Annotated in this window: 18 protein-coding genes, 1 tRNA gene and 1 pseudogene; 12 read left to right on the forward strand and 8 right to left on the reverse strand. The window is 66.7% G+C overall.

What is annotated here, in order from left to right; all coding sequences use genetic code 11:
• Nucleotides 1–20: 20 nt before the first annotated feature.
• The 3 genes from AC1DZT_RS24420 to AC1DZT_RS24430 are packed head-to-tail and all read left to right on the forward strand — an operon-like array spanning nt 21 to nt 3,236.
• Nucleotides 21–683 carry an HAD-IA family hydrolase gene (locus AC1DZT_RS24420; protein ID WP_478009259.1) on the forward strand — a complete coding sequence of 221 codons (663 nt, stop codon included), beginning with the start codon at nt 21–23 and terminating at the stop codon, nt 681–683.
• A gap of 40 nt (nt 684–723) precedes the next feature.
• The gene (locus tag AC1DZT_RS24425; RefSeq protein ID WP_478009260.1) at nt 724–1,983 is read left to right on the forward strand and encodes a TCR/Tet family MFS transporter; all 1,260 of its coding nucleotides are present in this window, start codon (nt 724–726) and stop codon (nt 1,981–1,983) included.
• 20 nt (nt 1,984–2,003) lie between these two features.
• Nucleotides 2,004–3,236: a DegT/DnrJ/EryC1/StrS family aminotransferase gene (locus AC1DZT_RS24430; protein WP_478009276.1), complete on the forward strand. Its 1,233-nt coding sequence runs from the start codon at nt 2,004–2,006 to the stop codon at nt 3,234–3,236.
• 87 nt (nt 3,237–3,323) lie between these two features.
• Here the strand turns inward: AC1DZT_RS24430 and AC1DZT_RS24435 are convergent, their stop codons facing one another.
• The 8 genes from AC1DZT_RS24435 to AC1DZT_RS24470 form a co-directional block, all read right to left on the reverse strand.
• Nucleotides 3,324–4,418: a 2'-deoxycytidine 5'-triphosphate deaminase gene (locus tag AC1DZT_RS24435; protein ID WP_478009261.1), complete on the reverse strand. Its 1,095-nt coding sequence runs from the start codon at nt 4,416–4,418 to the stop codon at nt 3,324–3,326.
• Between the two features lie 82 nt (nt 4,419–4,500).
• Nucleotides 4,501–4,578: transfer RNA gene (locus tag AC1DZT_RS24440), tRNA-Pro, on the reverse strand.
• Between the two features lie 134 nt (nt 4,579–4,712).
• A complete protein-coding gene (locus AC1DZT_RS24445) occupies nt 4,713–5,780 on the reverse strand; it encodes a MerR family transcriptional regulator (protein WP_478009262.1) in 1,068 nt (355 codons plus the stop codon).
• A gap of 15 nt (nt 5,781–5,795) precedes the next feature.
• Complete coding sequence (gene ihfA / locus AC1DZT_RS24450) at nt 5,796–6,095, reverse strand: integration host factor subunit alpha (protein ID WP_478009263.1); 300 nt, start codon at nt 6,093–6,095, stop codon at nt 5,796–5,798.
• Nucleotides 6,096–6,322: 227 nt separating this feature from the next.
• Entirely contained in the window at nt 6,323–7,294 is a 972-nt protein-coding gene (locus tag AC1DZT_RS24455) for a beta-ketoacyl-ACP synthase III (RefSeq protein ID WP_478009264.1), read from the reverse strand.
• Nucleotides 7,291–8,439: a phosphate acyltransferase PlsX gene (gene plsX, locus AC1DZT_RS24460; protein ID WP_478009265.1), complete on the reverse strand. Its 1,149-nt coding sequence runs from the start codon at nt 8,437–8,439 to the stop codon at nt 7,291–7,293. Before plsX ends, AC1DZT_RS24455 begins: the two co-directional genes overlap by 4 nt.
• A gap of 22 nt (nt 8,440–8,461) precedes the next feature.
• Nucleotides 8,462–8,668 (reverse strand): 50S ribosomal protein L32, encoded by a 207-nt coding sequence (gene rpmF, locus AC1DZT_RS24465; protein WP_478000777.1) that lies wholly within the window; start codon nt 8,666–8,668, stop codon nt 8,462–8,464.
• A gap of 226 nt (nt 8,669–8,894) precedes the next feature.
• Nucleotides 8,895–9,503 (reverse strand): YceD family protein, encoded by a 609-nt coding sequence (locus tag AC1DZT_RS24470; RefSeq protein ID WP_478009266.1) that lies wholly within the window; start codon nt 9,501–9,503, stop codon nt 8,895–8,897.
• Between the two features lie 331 nt (nt 9,504–9,834).
• Here AC1DZT_RS24470 and AC1DZT_RS24475 point away from each other — a divergent pair, with 331 nt between their 5' ends.
• From AC1DZT_RS24475 to AC1DZT_RS24515, 9 genes and pseudogenes are all read left to right on the forward strand, one after another.
• Nucleotides 9,835–10,308 carry an outer membrane protein assembly factor BamE gene (locus AC1DZT_RS24475; RefSeq protein ID WP_478009267.1) on the forward strand — a complete coding sequence of 158 codons (474 nt, stop codon included), beginning with the start codon at nt 9,835–9,837 and terminating at the stop codon, nt 10,306–10,308.
• Between the two features lie 181 nt (nt 10,309–10,489).
• The gene (locus AC1DZT_RS24480) at nt 10,490–11,245 is read left to right on the forward strand and encodes a GNAT family N-acyltransferase (RefSeq protein ID WP_478009268.1); all 756 of its coding nucleotides are present in this window, start codon (nt 10,490–10,492) and stop codon (nt 11,243–11,245) included.
• 47 nt (nt 11,246–11,292) lie between these two features.
• Nucleotides 11,293–13,092, forward strand: a complete 1,800-nt coding sequence (locus AC1DZT_RS24485) for an ABC-F family ATP-binding cassette domain-containing protein (RefSeq protein WP_478009269.1) — start codon at nt 11,293–11,295, stop codon at nt 13,090–13,092.
• A gap of 84 nt (nt 13,093–13,176) precedes the next feature.
• A complete protein-coding gene (ccmA, locus tag AC1DZT_RS24490) occupies nt 13,177–13,803 on the forward strand; it encodes a heme ABC exporter ATP-binding protein CcmA (protein ID WP_478009270.1) in 627 nt (208 codons plus the stop codon).
• The gene (gene ccmB / locus AC1DZT_RS24495; RefSeq protein WP_478009271.1) at nt 13,800–14,456 is read left to right on the forward strand and encodes a heme exporter protein CcmB; all 657 of its coding nucleotides are present in this window, start codon (nt 13,800–13,802) and stop codon (nt 14,454–14,456) included. The genes ccmA and ccmB overlap by 4 nt, the downstream gene beginning before the upstream one ends.
• 55 nt (nt 14,457–14,511) lie before the next feature.
• Nucleotides 14,512–15,243, forward strand: a complete 732-nt coding sequence (locus AC1DZT_RS24500; protein ID WP_478009272.1) for a heme ABC transporter permease — start codon at nt 14,512–14,514, stop codon at nt 15,241–15,243.
• A gap of 2 nt (nt 15,244–15,245) precedes the next feature.
• A complete protein-coding gene (ccmD, locus tag AC1DZT_RS24505) occupies nt 15,246–15,398 on the forward strand; it encodes a heme exporter protein CcmD (RefSeq protein ID WP_478009273.1) in 153 nt (50 codons plus the stop codon).
• Nucleotides 15,398–15,928: a DsbE family thiol:disulfide interchange protein gene (locus AC1DZT_RS24510; protein WP_478009274.1), complete on the forward strand. Its 531-nt coding sequence runs from the start codon at nt 15,398–15,400 to the stop codon at nt 15,926–15,928. The genes ccmD and AC1DZT_RS24510 overlap by 1 nt, the downstream gene beginning before the upstream one ends.
• Before the next feature lie 82 nt (nt 15,929–16,010).
• Nucleotides 16,011–16,217: pseudogene (locus AC1DZT_RS24515) on the forward strand (hypothetical protein); the annotation flags it as partial.

Below are 16,217 nucleotides of genomic sequence, written 5' to 3' on the forward strand. Positions count from 1 at the left end.
AGGGCCGGTTTGGAGGCGAAATGCGCACGGTGGTCTTTGATCTGGATGGCACGCTGGCCGATACCAGCGCCGATCTGCTCGCCTCGGCCAATGCCTGCTTTGAAGGTCTGGGCCATGGCGCGCTTCTGGGGCCCGGCGATGCCCTGACCGCCTTTCATGGCGGGCGGGCGATGCTGCGGCTGGGCTTCTCGCGGCTTCAGACCGCGTGGAGCGAGGAGGATGTCAGCCGCGAATACCCCAAGCTTCTGGCGCATTACGCCGAAGGGCTGGACCGCGAGACCCAGCTTTACCCCGGCGCCGTGGCGGCGGTGGAGGCTTTGCGCCGCGCGGGCTATGCCACCGCCATCTGCACCAACAAGCCCGAGGGGCTGGCGGTTGAACTCGTCCGCCGTCTCGGCATCACCGATCTGTTCGGCGCGCTGGTGGGCGCAGATACCTTCCCGGTGCGCAAGCCCGATCCCTTGCCCTACCGCGCGGCGGTGGAAAGGGTGGGCGGTGCCATGGGCCGCTCGCTGTTGATCGGCGACACGCAGACCGACCGCGATACGGCGCGGGCGGCGGGCGTGCCCATCGTTCTGGTCACCTTCGGGCCGGAGGGCGAGGGGGTCAGCCGCCTGTCCCCCGATGCGCTTCTGCGACATTACGATGACCTTCCCGTGCTAGTCTCGCAGCTGATTTCCTGACAGAACCGCGTCAGAATTTCGCAAGAGAGGGAAGAGACCCATGTCGGACGCAGCGCCCGCGCCCGCCTCGCGCCATGCCGTGACCTTCGTGATGATCACCGTGCTTCTGGACATGGTGGGCTTCGGCATCATCATTCCGGTGCTGCCCAAGCTGATCGAGACGGTGGGCCATGTCGACCTGGCCGAGGCGGCGCGGATCGGCGGCTGGATGGCGGCGGCCTATTCGGTGGCGCAGTTCGGCTTTGGCCCCCTGATGGGCAACCTTTCCGACCGCTTCGGGCGCAGGCCGCTTTTGTTGCTGTCGATCCTCGGGCTGGGGGTGGATTTTCTGGCCCAGGCTTTGGCGCCGACCCTGGTCTGGCTGTTCTTCGGGCGCATCCTTGCCGGGGTCTGCGGCGCCTCCTGGGTGATCGCCAATGCCTATATCGCCGACATCACCCCGCCCGAGGGGCGCGGCAAGGCTTTCGGCATGATGGGCGCGGCCTTCGGTCTGGGCTTCGTCATCGGCCCGGCGATCGGCGGGCTGCTGGGAGAGTTCGGGCCGCGGGTGCCCTTCTATGTCGCGGCGGCGATCTCGGGCCTCAACCTGATCTACGGCCTCTTCGTCCTGCCCGAGACGTTGATCCCCGCCAATCGCCGCGCCTTTGACTGGGCCCGCGCCAATCCTTTCGGCGCCTTCCGGGTCTTTGCCCGCTACAAGGGCGTTTTGCCGATGTGCCTGGTGCTGTCGTTGTTCTTCTTCTTCAGCTCGATCTATCCGGCGATCTGGCCCTTCTGGGGCAAGGCGCGTTTTGGCTGGTCGGAGGCGACGGTGGGCCTGTCGCTGGCGCTGTTCGGCATGGTGATGGCGGGGTTTCAGGGCGGGCTGTCCGGGCGGTTCATGGTCTGGTTCGGCGAACAGAAATCGGTCGCGATCGGCCTTCTCTGCGCGGGGCTGGTGGCAACGGGGTACGGCTTTGTCGGCTCCCTGCCGATGGTGGTGCTCTTGATGTTCGTGCATGGGCCGGAGGGTTTCGTGCATCCGATGCTGACGGCGCTGATGTCCAAGCGCGTGCCCGAGAATGCCCAGGGCGAGCTGCAGGGCGGGCTTTCGGCGATCATGAATGTGGCGATGCTGCTCGGGACGGTGTTTTTTGCCCAGCTCTTCGGCTATTTCATGTCGGAAGAGGCGCCTTTCCAATCGCCCAATGTGTCCTATTTTGTGGCAGGTGCGGGGATGGCGCTGACCCTGGTCCTGTTCCTCTGGCTGATCGGCCATGCGCGGGATGAGGCGATATTGATGAAGGATGCGGCGGAATGAGTGACACTTTGCCCAATGACATGCAGGAACGCTTCACCGGCAGCTTCACCCAGCAGGAGCCGATCCCGGAAGCCGGCATCGAGGCCGCCATCGCCGTCCTGCGCCACGGCAGGCTGCACCGCTACAACACCGCGCCCGGCGAAGTGGCCGAAACCGCCCTGCTGGAGGAAGAATTCGCCGCGCTGACCGGCGCGAAATACTGCCTTGCCGTGGCTTCGGGCGGCTATGCGATGGGCTGCGCGCTGCGCGCCTTGCAGCTGCAGCCCGGGGAGCCCGTGCTGACCAATGCCTTCACGCTCGCCCCGGTGCCGGGGGCGATTGCCGCCTGTGGCGGCAGCCCGATCTTCGTGGAGGTCACCGAGGATCTGGTGATCGACTTTGCCGATCTGGAGGCCAAGGCCCGGACCAGCGGTGCCCGCATCCTGCTGTTGTCCCACATGCGCGGGCATCTCTGCGACATGGAGGCCTTGATGCGCCTTTGTGACCGGCTCGGCCTCAGCGTGATCGAGGATTGCGCCCATACGATGGGCGCGGCGTGGAACGGCCTCGCTTCGGGACGGCACGGGCGTATCGCCTGCTATTCGATGCAGACCTACAAACATGTCAATTCGGGCGAGGGCGGCTTCCTGATCTCGGATGATGCGGAACTGATGGCGCGGGCGGTGCTTCTGTCGGGCAGCTACATGCTTTACGCCCGCCACCGCGCCGCGCCGCCGCCCGAGGTGTTCGAGGCGGTGCGGATGGAAGTGCCCAATGTCTCGGGCCGGATGGACAACCTGCGCGCGGCCATCCTGCGCCCGCAGCTGCAGGACCTTTCCGACCGTGTCGCCCGCTGGGAGGCGCTCTACCGCGCGCTGGAGACCGGCTTGCGCGCGACCCCCGGCCTGCGCCTGGTCGAGCGGCCCGCGGCGGAACGCTTCGTCGGATCGTCGTTCCAGTTCCTCTTGCCCGACTGGTCGCCGGCGCGGATCGCGGCCTTCCTGACCCGGGCGGTGGCCCGAGGGGTGGAGGTGAAATGGTTCGGCGCCCCCGACCCGGTGGCCTTCACCTCGCGCTATGACCATTGGCGCTATGCCAGCCCGCAAAGCCTGCCGCAAAGCGACCGCATCCTTGCAGGCCTGATCGACCTGCGCCTGCCTTTGACCTTCACGCCGGAGGATTGCACCCAGATCGCCCGCATCCTGCGCGCCGAGGCCTTGGCGGTGGGGCAGGGGCCGGAGCCGGAAGTGACGGCGGCACCCGCCGTTCAGTGAGGCGCCCGGCGAAACGCTCGGCGGACCCGGCTGGGGGTTTCACACCCCCAGACCCCCGTGGGATATTTGGGGACCAATGAAAGAATTTTAGGTAAGTTTGAATTGTTTGGCGAGCTTCAGGCCCTGGCCCTGGTAGTTCGAGGCGATGCCGGTGCCGTAGAGCATGTCGGGGCGGGCGGCCATCTTTTCGTAGACGAGGCGGCCGACGACCTGGCCGTGTTCGAGGACGAAGGGCGCCTCGTGGCAGCGGACTTCGAGGACGCCGCGCGAGCCTGCGCCGCCGGCAGCGGCGTGGCCGAAGCCGGGGTCGAAGAAGCCGGCGTAATGGACGCGGAATTCGCCGACCATGGCGAGATAGGGCGCCATCTCGGCGGCGTAGTCGGGGGGGATCGTCACGGCCTCGCGGCTGACCAGGATATAGAAGGCGCCGGGGTCGAGGATGATCTGGCCGTTGGAGGCGCGGATCTCCTCCCAGAACTCACGCGCGGGGTAGTGGCCGATGCGGTCAAGGTCGACGACGCCGGTATGCGGCTTGGCCCGGTAGCCGAGGAGGTCTCCGGCGGCGGGGCGCAGGTCGACCGAGAAGCCGAGGCCTTCGGAAATGACCGGGGTGCCGGAGACCAGGGGCTCGACCGCGTGCAGATCGCGCAGATCGGCGTCCGACAGCGTGGCGTGGCCGTGGCGGAAGCGGATCTGGTTCAGCCTCTGGCCGGGGCGGACGAGGACCGAGAAGCTGCGCGGGCAGACCTCGGCATAGAGGGGACCGTGGTAGCCTTCGGGGATCCGGTCGAACTCGGCCCCGCCATCGGTGATGGTGCGGGTCAGAAGGTCCAGCCGTCCGGTCGAGCTTTTTGCATTGGCCACGGCGGAAAGGCCCGGCGGCAGGGCCAGCGCCTCCATCAGCGGAATGACATAGACCGCGCCCTTTTCCAGCACGGCGCCCTTGGAGAGGTCGACCTCGTGCATGGTGAACTCTTCCAGCCGCTCGGCCACCTTGCGATGCGCCCCGGCGAGGAAGGAGGCGCGCACCCGGTAGGCCCTGGTGCCCAGCCGCAGATCAAGGCTCGCCGGCTGGATCTGCGCCGCCTCTACGGCGGGCTGGGCCGTGATCGCCCCGGCCTCGATCAGCTGGCGCAGGCTTTGCGAGGGCAGCACTCCGGCCGTGAACTTCAGGTCGGTCATGGATGAGCTCCTCCGCGCAAGTCTGTGGCTTCAAAGAGAAAACCGCCCGCAAGGCCAGATGCCCTGCGAGCGGTTTCCTTAATGGTCGGGCCGGAGAGATTCGAACTCTCGACCTCCCGCCCCCCAGACGGACGCGCTAACCAGGCTGCGCTACGACCCGACGATGGAGGCGATACATAGCGATATTCCGGGCAGGGGCAAGCAGGAAAATTCATCTCTGCACCGCGATCTGCACCGCGATCTGCCACGGGAACTGCCGCGCGGGGCGCGAGGTCCGGTCCGGCCACGGCAGGCCTAGCGCCGCGGCCGTTGCGCCTCGGCCATCTGGGCCAGGAGGAGGCCAAGACGCGGGTGCAATTCGGCCAGCGCTTCTTGCGTGGCGGGGCTGAGAGGCCGCGGCAGCCCGCGCAGCCGGGCGGCAAGGCCCGAAAGGCCGGGCAGGGGCAGACCCGCCTCATCCAGCGCGGGCAGGCCGGAAAGCTCGGGCGTTTCGGCATCGATCCGCTGGTTGGTGTCGACCACATCGGCGAGGGGCGGTTCGACGAAATCGGTCAGGGGAATGTCATAGGCGGCGATCAGGGAATCATCCGCGGCATCCTGATCCTGCCCGGTGCCGCCAAAGCTGTGCAGCGTGCCGGCAGGCACCTCGCCCTCGTCTTCGACAAAGACATGCGGTGCCTCGGGGATCGGCTCGTCCAGCGGCAGCTTGGCCTGCTTGGCCGGCTCGGCCTCCGCCCCGGGCTTCGGGCGGCGCGGCGCGGAAAAGGCGAGAAAGCCGCCCTCACCCGCCCGCGGGATCGCACCGGAAGAGGGCGGCGCAGGCTCGGCATCGGGCGAATCGTCCAGCACCTCCTCCGCAGCGCCCAGTCCGGCAGGCAGCGTGGCGGCAGGCGGGCGCATGTCGGGCAGGGTCGGGAACAGCGACTGCACCTCGGCGCCAAGGCCCTGCGGCGCCTCGGCTGCCGGTCGGGTCGCGCCGCTCGGCAGGGAGAGGATCTGCCCCATCTGCACCGGTGCCTCCTCCGCGCCGGGGTCAAGCGCCACGGTGGCAGCCAGGACCTCCTCCGCCTCGTCCAGATCGACGGCGCCAAGCCCCCCGCCCAGGGCTGCGACATGGCGGATGCCCTGTTCGCGCAGGATCTTCTGCACGCCGCGGATCGTCATGCCCTCGACATGCAAAAGGTGCCTTATGCCCGACAGCAGGGCCACATCGGCCGGGCGGTAATAGCGCCGCCCGCCGGCCCGCTTCACCGGCTTGATCTGAGGAAACCGGCTCTCCCAGAACCGCAGCACATGGGCGGGGGTCTCCAGCACATCGGCCACTTCGGAAATCGTTCGGAAAGCGTCCGGTGCCTTGTCCATCCGGCCAGACCGCCCTTACTTCGCCCCGCCCGCCACGCGATCCTTCATCAGATGCGAGGGACGGAAGGTCAGAACCCGGCGCGGCGAGATCGGAACCTCGTCGCCGGTCTTGGGGTTGCGGCCAACGCGCGCGGTCTTGGAGCGCAGCGAGAAGGTGCCAAAGGAAGAGATCTTCACCGTTTCGCCCGATGCCAGCGCATCCGAGACGAATTGCAGCACCGATTCCACCAGTTGGGCGGATTCGTTGCGCGACAGGCCCACTTCACGGAAGACCGATTCGCTCAAGTCCATGCGTGTCAGCGTCTTTTCAGCCATGCTGTCCCCCTCTGATGTTTGGCCAAAAGGATGTAGCGGATCAAAATGCGAGTCAATAACAATGGCTTGGAGCACGTTCTTTAGATCAGGGCTTGAGAGGCCAGCGAAAGGCCAAAAGCGGCGGAAAACCCCCGTCCCTCCAGCTTTCCCCCCCGCACCCCCCTTCATCCAGAGGCAAATATCCCACGGGAGGTCTGGAGGGTGTGAAACCCTCCAGTCCGGCGCTGTCACCAGCGCAACACCACGGCACCCCAGGCGAGGCCGCCGCCGATCGCCTCGCTGACCAGAAGGTCGCCTTGCTTGATCTGGCCGCGCTGCACGCCGATCGACAGGGCGAGCGGGATCGAGGCGGCCGAGGTATTGCCGTGGTCCTGCACGGTCACCACGACCCGCTCCATCGGCAGCTGCATCCGCTTGGCGGTGCCTTCGATGATGCGGATATTGGCCTGATGCGGCACGATCCAGTCGACATCCTCGCCGGTCAGCCCGACCTTCTCCAAGGCGCCATGCGCCGATTCGGCCAGTTTTTCAACGGCATGGCGGAAGACTTCCTTGCCCTGCATCCGCAGCTTGCCCACCTCGCCGGTCGACACCCCGCCATCGACAAAAAGAAGGTCCTTGAAGCGACCATCCGAATGCAGGTCACTCGCCAGGATGCCGCGGTCGGCATTGGTGCCCGAAAGCTCCTGCGCCTCCAGCACCAGGGCCCCCGCGCCATCGCCGAACAGAACGCAGGTGCCGCGGTCGGTCCAGTCCATCAGTTTCGAGAAGGTCTCGGCCCCGATCACCAGCACCCTCTTGGCCTGGCCCGACAGGATCATGCCATTGGCGGTCGACAGCGCGAAGATGAAGCCGGCGCAGACCGCCTGCAGGTCGAAGGCAAAGCCGCGCGTCATGCCAAGCTTGCCCTGCACCATGGTCGCGGCCGAAGGGAAGGTCAGATCGGCGGTCGAGGTCGCAAGAACGATGGCGTCGATGTCATCGGCCACCAGCCCCGCGCTGGCGAGGGCGGCCAGCGCCGCCGCCGTCGCAAGGTCGGAGGTCGTCTGGCCCTCGGCCGCGAAATGCCGCCGCTCGATGCCCGAACGGGTGCGAATCCACTCGTCCGAGGTGTCGATCAGGCTTTCGAATTCAGAATTCGGCACGACGCGTTCGGGCAAATAGTGCCCGACGCCCGTGACCACGGCGCGCAATGTCATGGAATCTGTCCCGTCCCCGCATCCGGAGCCAAAGTTGCGGCCCCCCCGGCGACACTCTGCCCGCTTGCCAAAGTGGATGCAACCCGCGCCGCAAGCCTTTCGCGGAAGCCGGATTTCGCCAGCTTGTAGGCCATGTCCAGCGCCGCCGCGACCCCGGTGGCATCCGAAGAGCCATGCGATTTCACCACGATGCCGTTCAGCCCCAGAAACACCCCGCCGTTCGACCGCCGCGGGTCCATCCGCTTGCGCAGACGGTTCAGCGTGGTCAGCGACAGCACGGCGGCCATCCGCGAGAAGAGCGTGGCGTTCAGCTCCTCGCGCAGGAAATCCGAGATCAGCCGCGCCGTGCCCTCGGCGGTTTTCAGCGCAACATTGCCGGTGAAGCCGTCGGTGACGATCACATCGACGCGGGAGGAGGGCAGATCGACGCCCTCGACATAGCCGATATACTCGTAATCGCCGACATCGGCGGCAGCGGCGATCAGGTCGCTCGCGGCTTTCAGCTCGGCCGAGCCCTTGTGCTCCTCGGTCCCGACATTCAGAAGCCCGACGCGCGGCCGGGTCATCCCCATGCCGTTGCGGGCATAGGAGGCCCCCATCAGCGCATATTGCGCGAGGTCGGCGGCATCGGCCTTGATGTCGGCGCCGGCGTCCAGCATCAGGTTGTAGCCGCCCGGATTGCGGCTGGGCCAGAGACAGGCGATCGCCGGGCGGTTGACGCCGGGCAGCTTGCGCAGGCGGATCATCGCCACCGCCATCATCGCCCCGGTATTGCCGCAGGAGACCGCGACCTTGGCCTCGCCCGAGCGGACGGAATCGATGGCGCCCCACATCGAGGTGCCCTCGCCATGCCGCATCACCTGGCTCGGCTTGTCCTGCATGGTCACGACGCGCGGCGCATGGCGGATCAGCACCCGGCCCATCAGGCCAGGCTGGCGCGCCAGCAGTTTGCCCAGTTCGGCCTCGTCGCCATGGAGGATGAAATCGGCATCGGCCATTTCGGGTGCAGAAATGGCAAGACCGGCGACAACTGCCACCGGTCCACGGTCGCCGCCCATGGCGTCGACCGAAAGTACAATGCGATCAGACCCCCGCGCCGTCTTGGGCGTGCCTTCGGCGTCGGGGCCTGGGCTCGCTTGGGACATCGGATTGCCTGCGCGGAGCGGCTTACGCCGCGTCCTCGTCGTTGAGAACGGCAGGAGCCGATGCCACGACTTCGCGGGCATCATAGTGGCCGCAGGCGCCGCAGACGTGGTGCGGGCGCTTCAGCTCGCCACAGTTGGAGCATTCTGCCGGGTTTGCGGCCACGAGCGAGTCATGGGCGCGGCGCATGTCGCGCTTGGAGGAGGTCGTACGATTCTGCGGGACTGCCATGTCACACCTTGAACTGAAAGGGGACAGACCCCTGATTTCTTTGCTGTTTCCGGGACGCCAGAGCCGGGAAGAAGCCCCGGTTCAACCCCTTGGATGAGGCGCGGAACATAGACGGATTTCCGCCACGCGCAAGCCCTTTTCTGCAAGGTTTTCCGCAGCGCGGCCAAGCCGGTCGCGGGCGGGCCCTGGCCGGGTCGCGCAGGCCCGGCAAAGGCTTAGAACCCGCTTACGCCTTCTCCGGGCCCGCGTCCTTGGGCTTCAACACCAGGCCCGCCAGCCCGGCAAAGGGCTTCAGGTCACCCTCGCGCAGGGGGGCCTTGCCGGGTTCGGTGAAGACCGCCTCGCCCAGTTCCACCCCCGGCGCGCGCGGATACATCGGCAGGGCCAGGGCCAGCGCCTCGATGGCGACGGCGGCGGCGTCGATCACCTCGGGCAGGGGTTCGAGCGAGTCGTCCTCGGGAATCTCGATCTCGTCCGCCTCGGGTTCGACGAAATCGGCAAGATATTGCCGGCGCACCGGTTCGTCGATCTTCGTGGTCACCGGCTCCAGCGAGACGGAGCAGGGCTGCACCACCTTGGCCGCCAGCGTGCCGGCCAGCACCATGTCGCGCTTGCCGGCCGGGCGGATGTCGCCGTCAAATTCCATCTCGGGCAGGTCCAGAAGGCCAAGCACCTCGGCAATCGCCTTGCGTTCCGGGGCCGAGGGGCGGAAGCGGACATGGGTCGAGGTGCGCCCGGCGATGGAGGCCACGCGGAAGGTCAGGCTCGGCAGGGCGGGTTGGGCCTTTGCAGGCTCTGCCGCGGCGGTTTCGGGTTTCATCGGAGATTTGGTCATGAGAGGCTCCTGTGCTGGCGGCGGGCTTTGAACCGCTATCGGCCATGGGTCAAGCGTTCCTTTCTTGAACCGGGGCCTCTGCATGATGTAAGCGGTGTAGCAGGAGATTGCAGGCCCGCAGAGGACTTCAAGACCCGGCTTTGACAAAAAGGTGTGGCGCAGCCTGTGCGGCGACCTTTGCGGCGGGCCATCGAGACGACGCGAGTGAGTTCGGATCCGGCAGACCCATCAGGGCGAAAGCGGATCAGGCGGGTTTGGCAGGGCAGGGGAAGGCATGGCTTTCGGCGCAGGAAACACAGGGGAGCCGGGTGCAAAGTCGGTATCCGGGGCCATGACGGTCAGGGCGCGCGCGGTTTCGACGGCGCTCTTGCGGGCCACGGGCGGGCTGGCTTTGGTGCTGACCATCGCCTGCACGCCGATCTATGCCAATCACGGCTATATTCCCGATGAAGTCGACCTCGCCGAGGTCAAGCCCGGGCTCGACACCCGCGATTCGGTCGCGGCCTTCCTCGGCCGGCCCTCGACCGAGGGGCTATTGGGCGACAAGGAATGGTTCTACGTCCAGAGCCGCTGGAAGACCGTCGGCGGCCACGCGCCGCAAGAGATCGACCGTCAGGTCGTGGCGATCACCTTCAACGATGCCGGCAAGGTCTCCAACATCGAGCGATTCGGGCTGGAGAAGGGGGAAGTCGTCACCCTCTCGCGCCGCGTGACCACCGAAACGATCAAGGGCAAGAGCTTCATCCTGCAATTGTTCGGCAATATCGGCGGCCTCGACGCCTCGCAACTTCTCAACAAGAAATAGGCCCGCACCGCGCCCCGACAGCGCGGTCGGCCGTTGATCCGGGCCGAAAGCCCGTGGCAAAGCCATGCCCGGTTTCGCCCGGCCATGGCGCTTGGCCATTGCATCCGCCGCCGCGTGATGGCCAAATCGCGCCATCTCGCGGCCAGAGACCGGGGCTGCGACACGAAACACGGGAGAGAAGATGCAGCCTTTGAGGCGCGGACCCTATACCGCGCGCCTGGTGAGCGGGGATGACGATCTGACCGAGGCGCAGGCGCTGCGCCATCTGGCGTTCCGGCGGGGCGCGGGCGGGGCAGGGTCGGGCGGGGCTGGCTCGGGGCTGGACCATGACGGCTATGACCTGCTCTGCCGCCATCTTCTAGTCCGCGAGGCCGAAGGCGCGCTGGTCGCCTGTTGCCGCCTGCAGGACTTTCCCGCCGGCACCGATCTGTCGGCCAGCTACTCCGCCCAGTTCTACGACCTCGCCCGCCTGTCGCATTTCGCCGGGCGCAAGATGGAGCTTGGCCGCTTCTGCCTGCATCCCGCCCGCCACGACCCCGAGATCCTGCGCCTGACCTGGGCCGCCCTGACCTCGATCGTCGATGCCGAGGGGGTGACGCTGCTTTTCGGCTGTTCCAGCTTTGCCGGGGCCGATCCGGCGCCGCATCGGGTGGCACTGGCGGCCCTGCATCCCTTCCTCGCCCCTGCCGAATTTGCCCCGCAGCCGCGGGCGCGCGACAGGGTGGACCTGCCCTTGGGCGGCGGCGACCGCGCCGCCCTGCCGCCCCTGCTGCGCACCTATCTCGCGATGGGGGGCTGGGTGTCCGATCATGCCGTGGTCGACCGCGACCTCGACACGCTGCATGTCTTCACCGGATTGCCGATCGTCAACATCCCGCAGCCCCGCGCCCGTGCCCTGCGCGGCATCGTTGCACAGGATTCCCCCGCCGCTCCGTGACGGGACAGGTTGACCGCATCCGCCCTTGGCCTTAGGGGCAGGGCATCATGGCACGCGCACCCCTTCTGCAACTTTCCGATCTGTCGCTGACCTTTGGCGGCAACCCCTTGTTCGAGGGCATCACCCTCACCGTCCAGCCCGGCGACCGCCTGGCGCTGGTGGGCCGCAACGGCTCGGGCAAATCCACCCTGATGAAGGTCATGGCGGGCAGCGTCGAGGCTGACCGCGGCCTCCGCGTCGTCTCGCCCGGCGTCACGGTCGGCTATATGGAACAAGACCCCGACATGTCGGGTTTCGCCACCTTGGGCGATTATGCCGCAAGCCGCATCCCGGAGGGCGAGGGCTACCGCGTCGAGGTTGCCGCCGAAGGGCTGGGCTTCAAGCCTGACACCCCGGTCGCCTCCGCCTCGGGTGGCGAAAAGCGCCGCGCGGCACTGGCCAAGCTGGTGGCCGAAGCGCCGGAGCTGATGCTCATCGACGAGCCGACCAACCACCTCGACATCGCCGCCATCGAATGGCTGGAAAACTTTCTGGCCGAGACCCGCGCCGCCTATGTGCTGATCAGCCACGACCGCGCGCTTCTGAACCGCCTGACCCGTCAGACCTTCTGGCTGGACCGCGGAGTCCTCCGCCGCCGCGAACTCGGCTTCCTCGGTTTCGAGGAATGGCGCGAAGAGACCTGGGAGGCCGAGGACGAGGCCCGCCACAAGCTCGACCGCAAGATCAAGGCCGAGGCGCGTTGGGCCGTCGAAGGCATCTCTGCCCGCAGAAAGCGCAACCAGGGCCGGGTCCGCGCCTTGGCGGCACTGCGCGAAGAACGCTCCTCCCAGATCCGCCGCAAGGGCACTGCGGCCTTGGAGTTCGATTCGGGCACGACCTCGGGCAAGAAGGTGATCGAGGCCAAGGGCATCTCTAAAGCCTTCGGCGACAAGATCCTCTTCAACGATTTCTCCCTGCGCATCCTGCGTGGCGACCGGGTGGCCTTTGTCGGCCCGAATGGCGTGGGCAAGACCACCCTTCTGAAGATGCTGACCGGCGAGATTGCCCCCGATTCCGGTACGGTTTCCCTTGGCACCTCGCTGGAGATCGCCGTCTTCGACCAGACCCGCGCGCGGCTCGACCCCGAGGCGAGCCTTTGGCACAACCTGACCAATGATCCGCTGATGGCGGTTTCCGGCAATTCCGATCAGGTCATGGTGCGCGGCAACCCGAAACATGTGGTGGCCTACCTCAAGGACTTCCTCTTTGACGAGGCGCAGGCCCGGGCCCCGGTCAAATCCCTGTCGGGGGGTGAAAAGGCGCGGCTTTTGCTGGCGAAACTGATGGCCAAGCCCTCGAACCTTCTGATCATGGACGAACCGACCAACGATCTGGATGTCGAAACCCTCGACCTTCTGCAGGATATCCTTGGCGATTACGACGGCACCGTGCTGCTGGTCAGCCACGACCGCGATTTCATCGACCGGGTGGCCACGACCACCGTGGCGCTGGAAGGCAAGGGCAAGGCCACCGTCTATCCCGGCGGCTGGTCGGATTACGCCGCCCAACGCGGGGTTGCGGCGGTGGAAACCCCGCAGGCGAGCAAACCCGCCCCCGCCCCGGTCCGCGCCCCGAAAAAGCCGGCCGAGGGGCTGAGCTTCACCGAGAAGAAGCGCCTCGACAGCCTGCCCGCCGTCATCGCCCGGATGGAGGCGGAGATTGCCAAGCTGAACGAACTGCTCTCCGACCCGCAGCTGTACAAGCGCGAGCCGGTGAAGTTGCAGAAGGCCTCCGACATGCTGACCGAACGGCAAGAGGCGCTGGCTGCGGCGGAAGAGGAATGGCTGGATCTGTCCGACAAGGCCTGATGGCGTGTGCGGGGCCGGAATGCCGCAGGGCGTGAACCGGGGCAGGGCTTGCTGGCCCGCCCCTGACCGGGGTAAGCCTTTGCCATGATAGAGGTTCAGGATCTTTGCGTGACGCGCGGCGGCCTTCCGGTGCTGGAGGGGCTGCGCTTCCGCCTTTCCCCGGGCCGCGTGCTGATCCTCCGTGGCGCCAATGGCATCGGCAAGACCACCCTCCTGCGCACGCTGGCAGGTTTGCAGGCGCCGCTGTCGGGGCAGATTCTAGGCGAGGCCGAAAGCATCACTTACTCCGGCCATGCCGATGGGCTGAAGGCCACCCTGACCGTTACCGAGAACCTGCGCTTCTGGGCCGAGGTGCACGGGCTGGCGCATGTAGGTTCTGCCCTTGAGGCAATGAACCTGACCGCCCTGCGCGACCGCCGCGCCGCCGACCTTTCGGCCGGGCAAAAGCGCCGGCTGGGTCTGGCGCGGCTGATGGTCACCGGACGCAAGCTCTGGCTGATGGACGAGCCGACCGTCTCGCTCGACGCCGCCTCGGTCGCGCTGTTCGGTGCCATGCTGCGCCTGCATCTGGCTCAGGGCGGGGCGGCGATTGTCGCGACCCACATCGACCTTGGCCTACCCGAGGCCGAGGTTCTGGATCTGACCCCTTTCAAGGCCGATCCCTCCCGCCCCGGTGCCGCCACCGGCGCCTTCGACGAGGCCTTCCTGTGAAGGCGCTTCTGTTGCGCGACCTGCGCCTTGCGGCGCGCGCCGGGGGCGGCTTTGGTCTCGGCCTCGCCTTCTTCCTGATGGTCGCGGTGCTGGTGCCGCTGGGCGTGGGGCCGGAAGGGGCGCTTCTGTCGCGCATCGCGCCGGGCATCCTTTGGGTCGGGGCGCTGCTGGCCAGCCTTCTGTCGCTCGACCGGATGTTTGCCCTGGATTTCGAGGATGGCTCGTTGGACCTGATGGCCGTCTCCCCCCTGCCGCTGGAGGGGGTGGCCGCGATGAAGGCCCTGGCGCATTGGCTGGTGACGGGATTGCCGCTGGTCCTGATCTCGCCCGCCCTCGGCCTGCTGCTGAGCCTCGATCCGCGCGGTTATCTGTGGCTCGTGGCCTCGCTGGCGCTGGGGTCGCCCGCGCTGTCGCTGATCGGGAGCTTTGGCGCGGCGCTGACCGTCGGGCTGAAGCGCGGCGGGCTGATCCTGTCCCTGATCGTGCTGCCGATGTATGTGCCGACGCTGATCTTCGGGGCCGAGGTGGTGCGGCGCGGGGCCGCGGGGACCGATCCGCTGGTGCCCCTCTTGTTGCTGACGGCGATCTCGCTCGGGGCCGGGGCGCTCTTGCCTTTTGCCTGTGGTGCGGCAATACGCGCCAACCTGAAGTGACAATCTGACGCTAGTGTGATTTGCAAAGAAAAACGCCGTTGGGCACAGGAGATCCATGTCGATCTGGGAATATGCCAACCCCAAGAAGTTCATGCAGACCTCGGGTCAGGCCTTGCCCTGGGTCTCGGGGCTGGCGATGATTTTGCTGGTCCTGGGGCTGGTCTGGGGGTTCTTCTTCACGCCGGATGATTACAAGCAGGGATCGACGGTCAAGATCATCTACCTGCATGTGCCCGCCGCGATGATGGCGATTTCGGCCTGGTTCATGATGCTGGTGGGCTCACTGATCTGGCTGATCCGGCGGCATCATGTGAGCGCGTTGAGCGCCAAGGCCGCGGCCCCCGTGGGCCTGACCTTCACGGTGATCGGTCTGGTCACCGGGGCGATCTGGGGCCAGCCGATGTGGGGCACCTGGTGGGCCTGGGACCCGCGGCTGACGTCGTTCCTGATCCTGGGGCTGTTCTACCTTGGCTATATGGCGCTTTGGGCCGCGGTGGAGGACCCCGATACCGCGGCGGACCTGACCTCTGTCCTTTGCATCGTGGGCTCGGTCTTCGCCTTCCTGTCGCGCTATGCGGTGCTGTTCTGGAACCAGGGCTTGCATCAGGGCGCCTCGGTCTCGGTCGCGGGCGGGGATCAGGTGTCCAACGTCTTCGGCTATCCGCTAGCGGTCTCGGTGGCGGGGTTCGTGCTGTTGTTCGTGACGCTGGTTTTGCTGCGCACGCGGACCGAGATCCGTGCCCGCCGGATCAAGGCGCTGATCGCACGCGAAAGGGCGGAGGGCTGAACATGCCGGATCTGGGGAAATATGCCGCCACCGTGCTGGGCGCCTATGGGGCGGCGCTGGCGCTGTTGGCGGCGCTGGTGGTGCTGACGCTCTGGCAGGCCGCGCGAATGAAACGGGCGCTGGACGAGGTCGAGCGCCGCGAGAGGAAAGACTGATGGCCTTCAAACCCTTGATCCTGCTGCCTTTGGCGGTCTTCGCCGTCTTCGGCTACCTGGCCTTTCAGGGCATGCAGAAGGGCGACCAGCCGCTGCCCTCGATGATGGAGGGGCGTGAGGCTGCGGCTGTCCGCGTGACGCCGCTCGGCGATGGCCCGGCCCCGACCGATGCCGACCTGCGCAAACCGGGGGTGAAGCTCTTGAACTTCTGGGCCAGTTGGTGCCAGCCCTGCCGTGTGGAACATCCGATGCTGGAGAAGCTGCAGGCCGAGGGCGTGACGATCTATGGCATCAATTACAAGGACAAGCCGGCAGATGCGCTGAAGTTCCTCGGCGAGATGGGCAGCCCCTATGCCCAGATCGGCGCCGATGCCGGGCCGATGGCGCTGGATTGGGGGGTTTACGGGGTGCCGGAGACTTATGTGATCGACGGCAAGGGCGTGGTGGTTCTGCGGCTGGCGGGGCCGATCACGGAAGGCAATCTGGAAAGCCTGTTGCGGCCGGCGATGGCGAAAGCAGCGGCGGAGTGAAAGGATTTTCAACGAAAATCCTCAGAGCGAATTTTCGTCGAGGGTCTTGACTAGCAGAGGTCCATGAAAGTGGCCTAATGCTATGAAAGAGCTGAGGAATCGTTACGCAAAAAGTTCGAAACTTTCTGAGGCCCAATTTCGGGCCTTCATTCGGCTCGTCGCGGCTGATTTGACGGCCTCCCAGATCGCTCAGGTTTCGGGTCTGAACCGCAACACCGTCAACCGGTTTCTCGGCCTCCTGCGCCAGCGGATGGCCCTCTGGTGCGCCGAACAATCGCCCTTCTCGGGT

The organism is Rhodobacter sp. P1_C2, assembly GCF_056406375.1.

Excerpts from the sequence above, each read along its gene's own strand:
- AC1DZT_RS24420 (WP_478009259.1), top strand. The coding sequence starts at position 21 with ATGCGCACGGTGGTCTTTGATCTGGATGGCACGCTGGCCGATACCAGC.
- AC1DZT_RS24425 (WP_478009260.1), top strand. The coding sequence starts at position 724 with ATGTCGGACGCAGCGCCCGCGCCCGCCTCGCGCCATGCCGTGACCTTC.
- AC1DZT_RS24430 (WP_478009276.1), top strand. The coding sequence starts at position 2,004 with ATGCAGGAACGCTTCACCGGCAGCTTCACCCAGCAGGAGCCGATCCCG.
- AC1DZT_RS24435 (WP_478009261.1), bottom strand. The coding sequence starts at position 4,418 with ATGACCGACCTGAAGTTCACGGCCGGAGTGCTGCCCTCGCAAAGCCTG.
- AC1DZT_RS24445 (WP_478009262.1), bottom strand. The coding sequence starts at position 5,780 with ATGGACAAGGCACCGGACGCTTTCCGAACGATTTCCGAAGTGGCCGAT.
- ihfA (WP_478009263.1), bottom strand. The coding sequence starts at position 6,095 with ATGGCTGAAAAGACGCTGACACGCATGGACTTGAGCGAATCGGTCTTC.
- AC1DZT_RS24455 (WP_478009264.1), bottom strand. The coding sequence starts at position 7,294 with ATGACATTGCGCGCCGTGGTCACGGGCGTCGGGCACTATTTGCCCGAA.
- plsX (WP_478009265.1), bottom strand. The coding sequence starts at position 8,439 with ATGTCCCAAGCGAGCCCAGGCCCCGACGCCGAAGGCACGCCCAAGACG.
- rpmF (WP_478000777.1), bottom strand. The coding sequence starts at position 8,668 with ATGGCAGTCCCGCAGAATCGTACGACCTCCTCCAAGCGCGACATGCGC.
- AC1DZT_RS24470 (WP_478009266.1), bottom strand. The coding sequence starts at position 9,503 with ATGACCAAATCTCCGATGAAACCCGAAACCGCCGCGGCAGAGCCTGCA.
- AC1DZT_RS24475 (WP_478009267.1), top strand. The coding sequence starts at position 9,835 with ATGACGGTCAGGGCGCGCGCGGTTTCGACGGCGCTCTTGCGGGCCACG.
- AC1DZT_RS24480 (WP_478009268.1), top strand. The coding sequence starts at position 10,490 with ATGCAGCCTTTGAGGCGCGGACCCTATACCGCGCGCCTGGTGAGCGGG.
- AC1DZT_RS24485 (WP_478009269.1), top strand. The coding sequence starts at position 11,293 with ATGGCACGCGCACCCCTTCTGCAACTTTCCGATCTGTCGCTGACCTTT.
- ccmA (WP_478009270.1), top strand. The coding sequence starts at position 13,177 with ATGATAGAGGTTCAGGATCTTTGCGTGACGCGCGGCGGCCTTCCGGTG.
- AC1DZT_RS24500 (WP_478009272.1), top strand. The coding sequence starts at position 14,512 with ATGTCGATCTGGGAATATGCCAACCCCAAGAAGTTCATGCAGACCTCG.
- ccmD (WP_478009273.1), top strand. The coding sequence starts at position 15,246 with ATGCCGGATCTGGGGAAATATGCCGCCACCGTGCTGGGCGCCTATGGG.
- AC1DZT_RS24510 (WP_478009274.1), top strand. The coding sequence starts at position 15,398 with ATGGCCTTCAAACCCTTGATCCTGCTGCCTTTGGCGGTCTTCGCCGTC.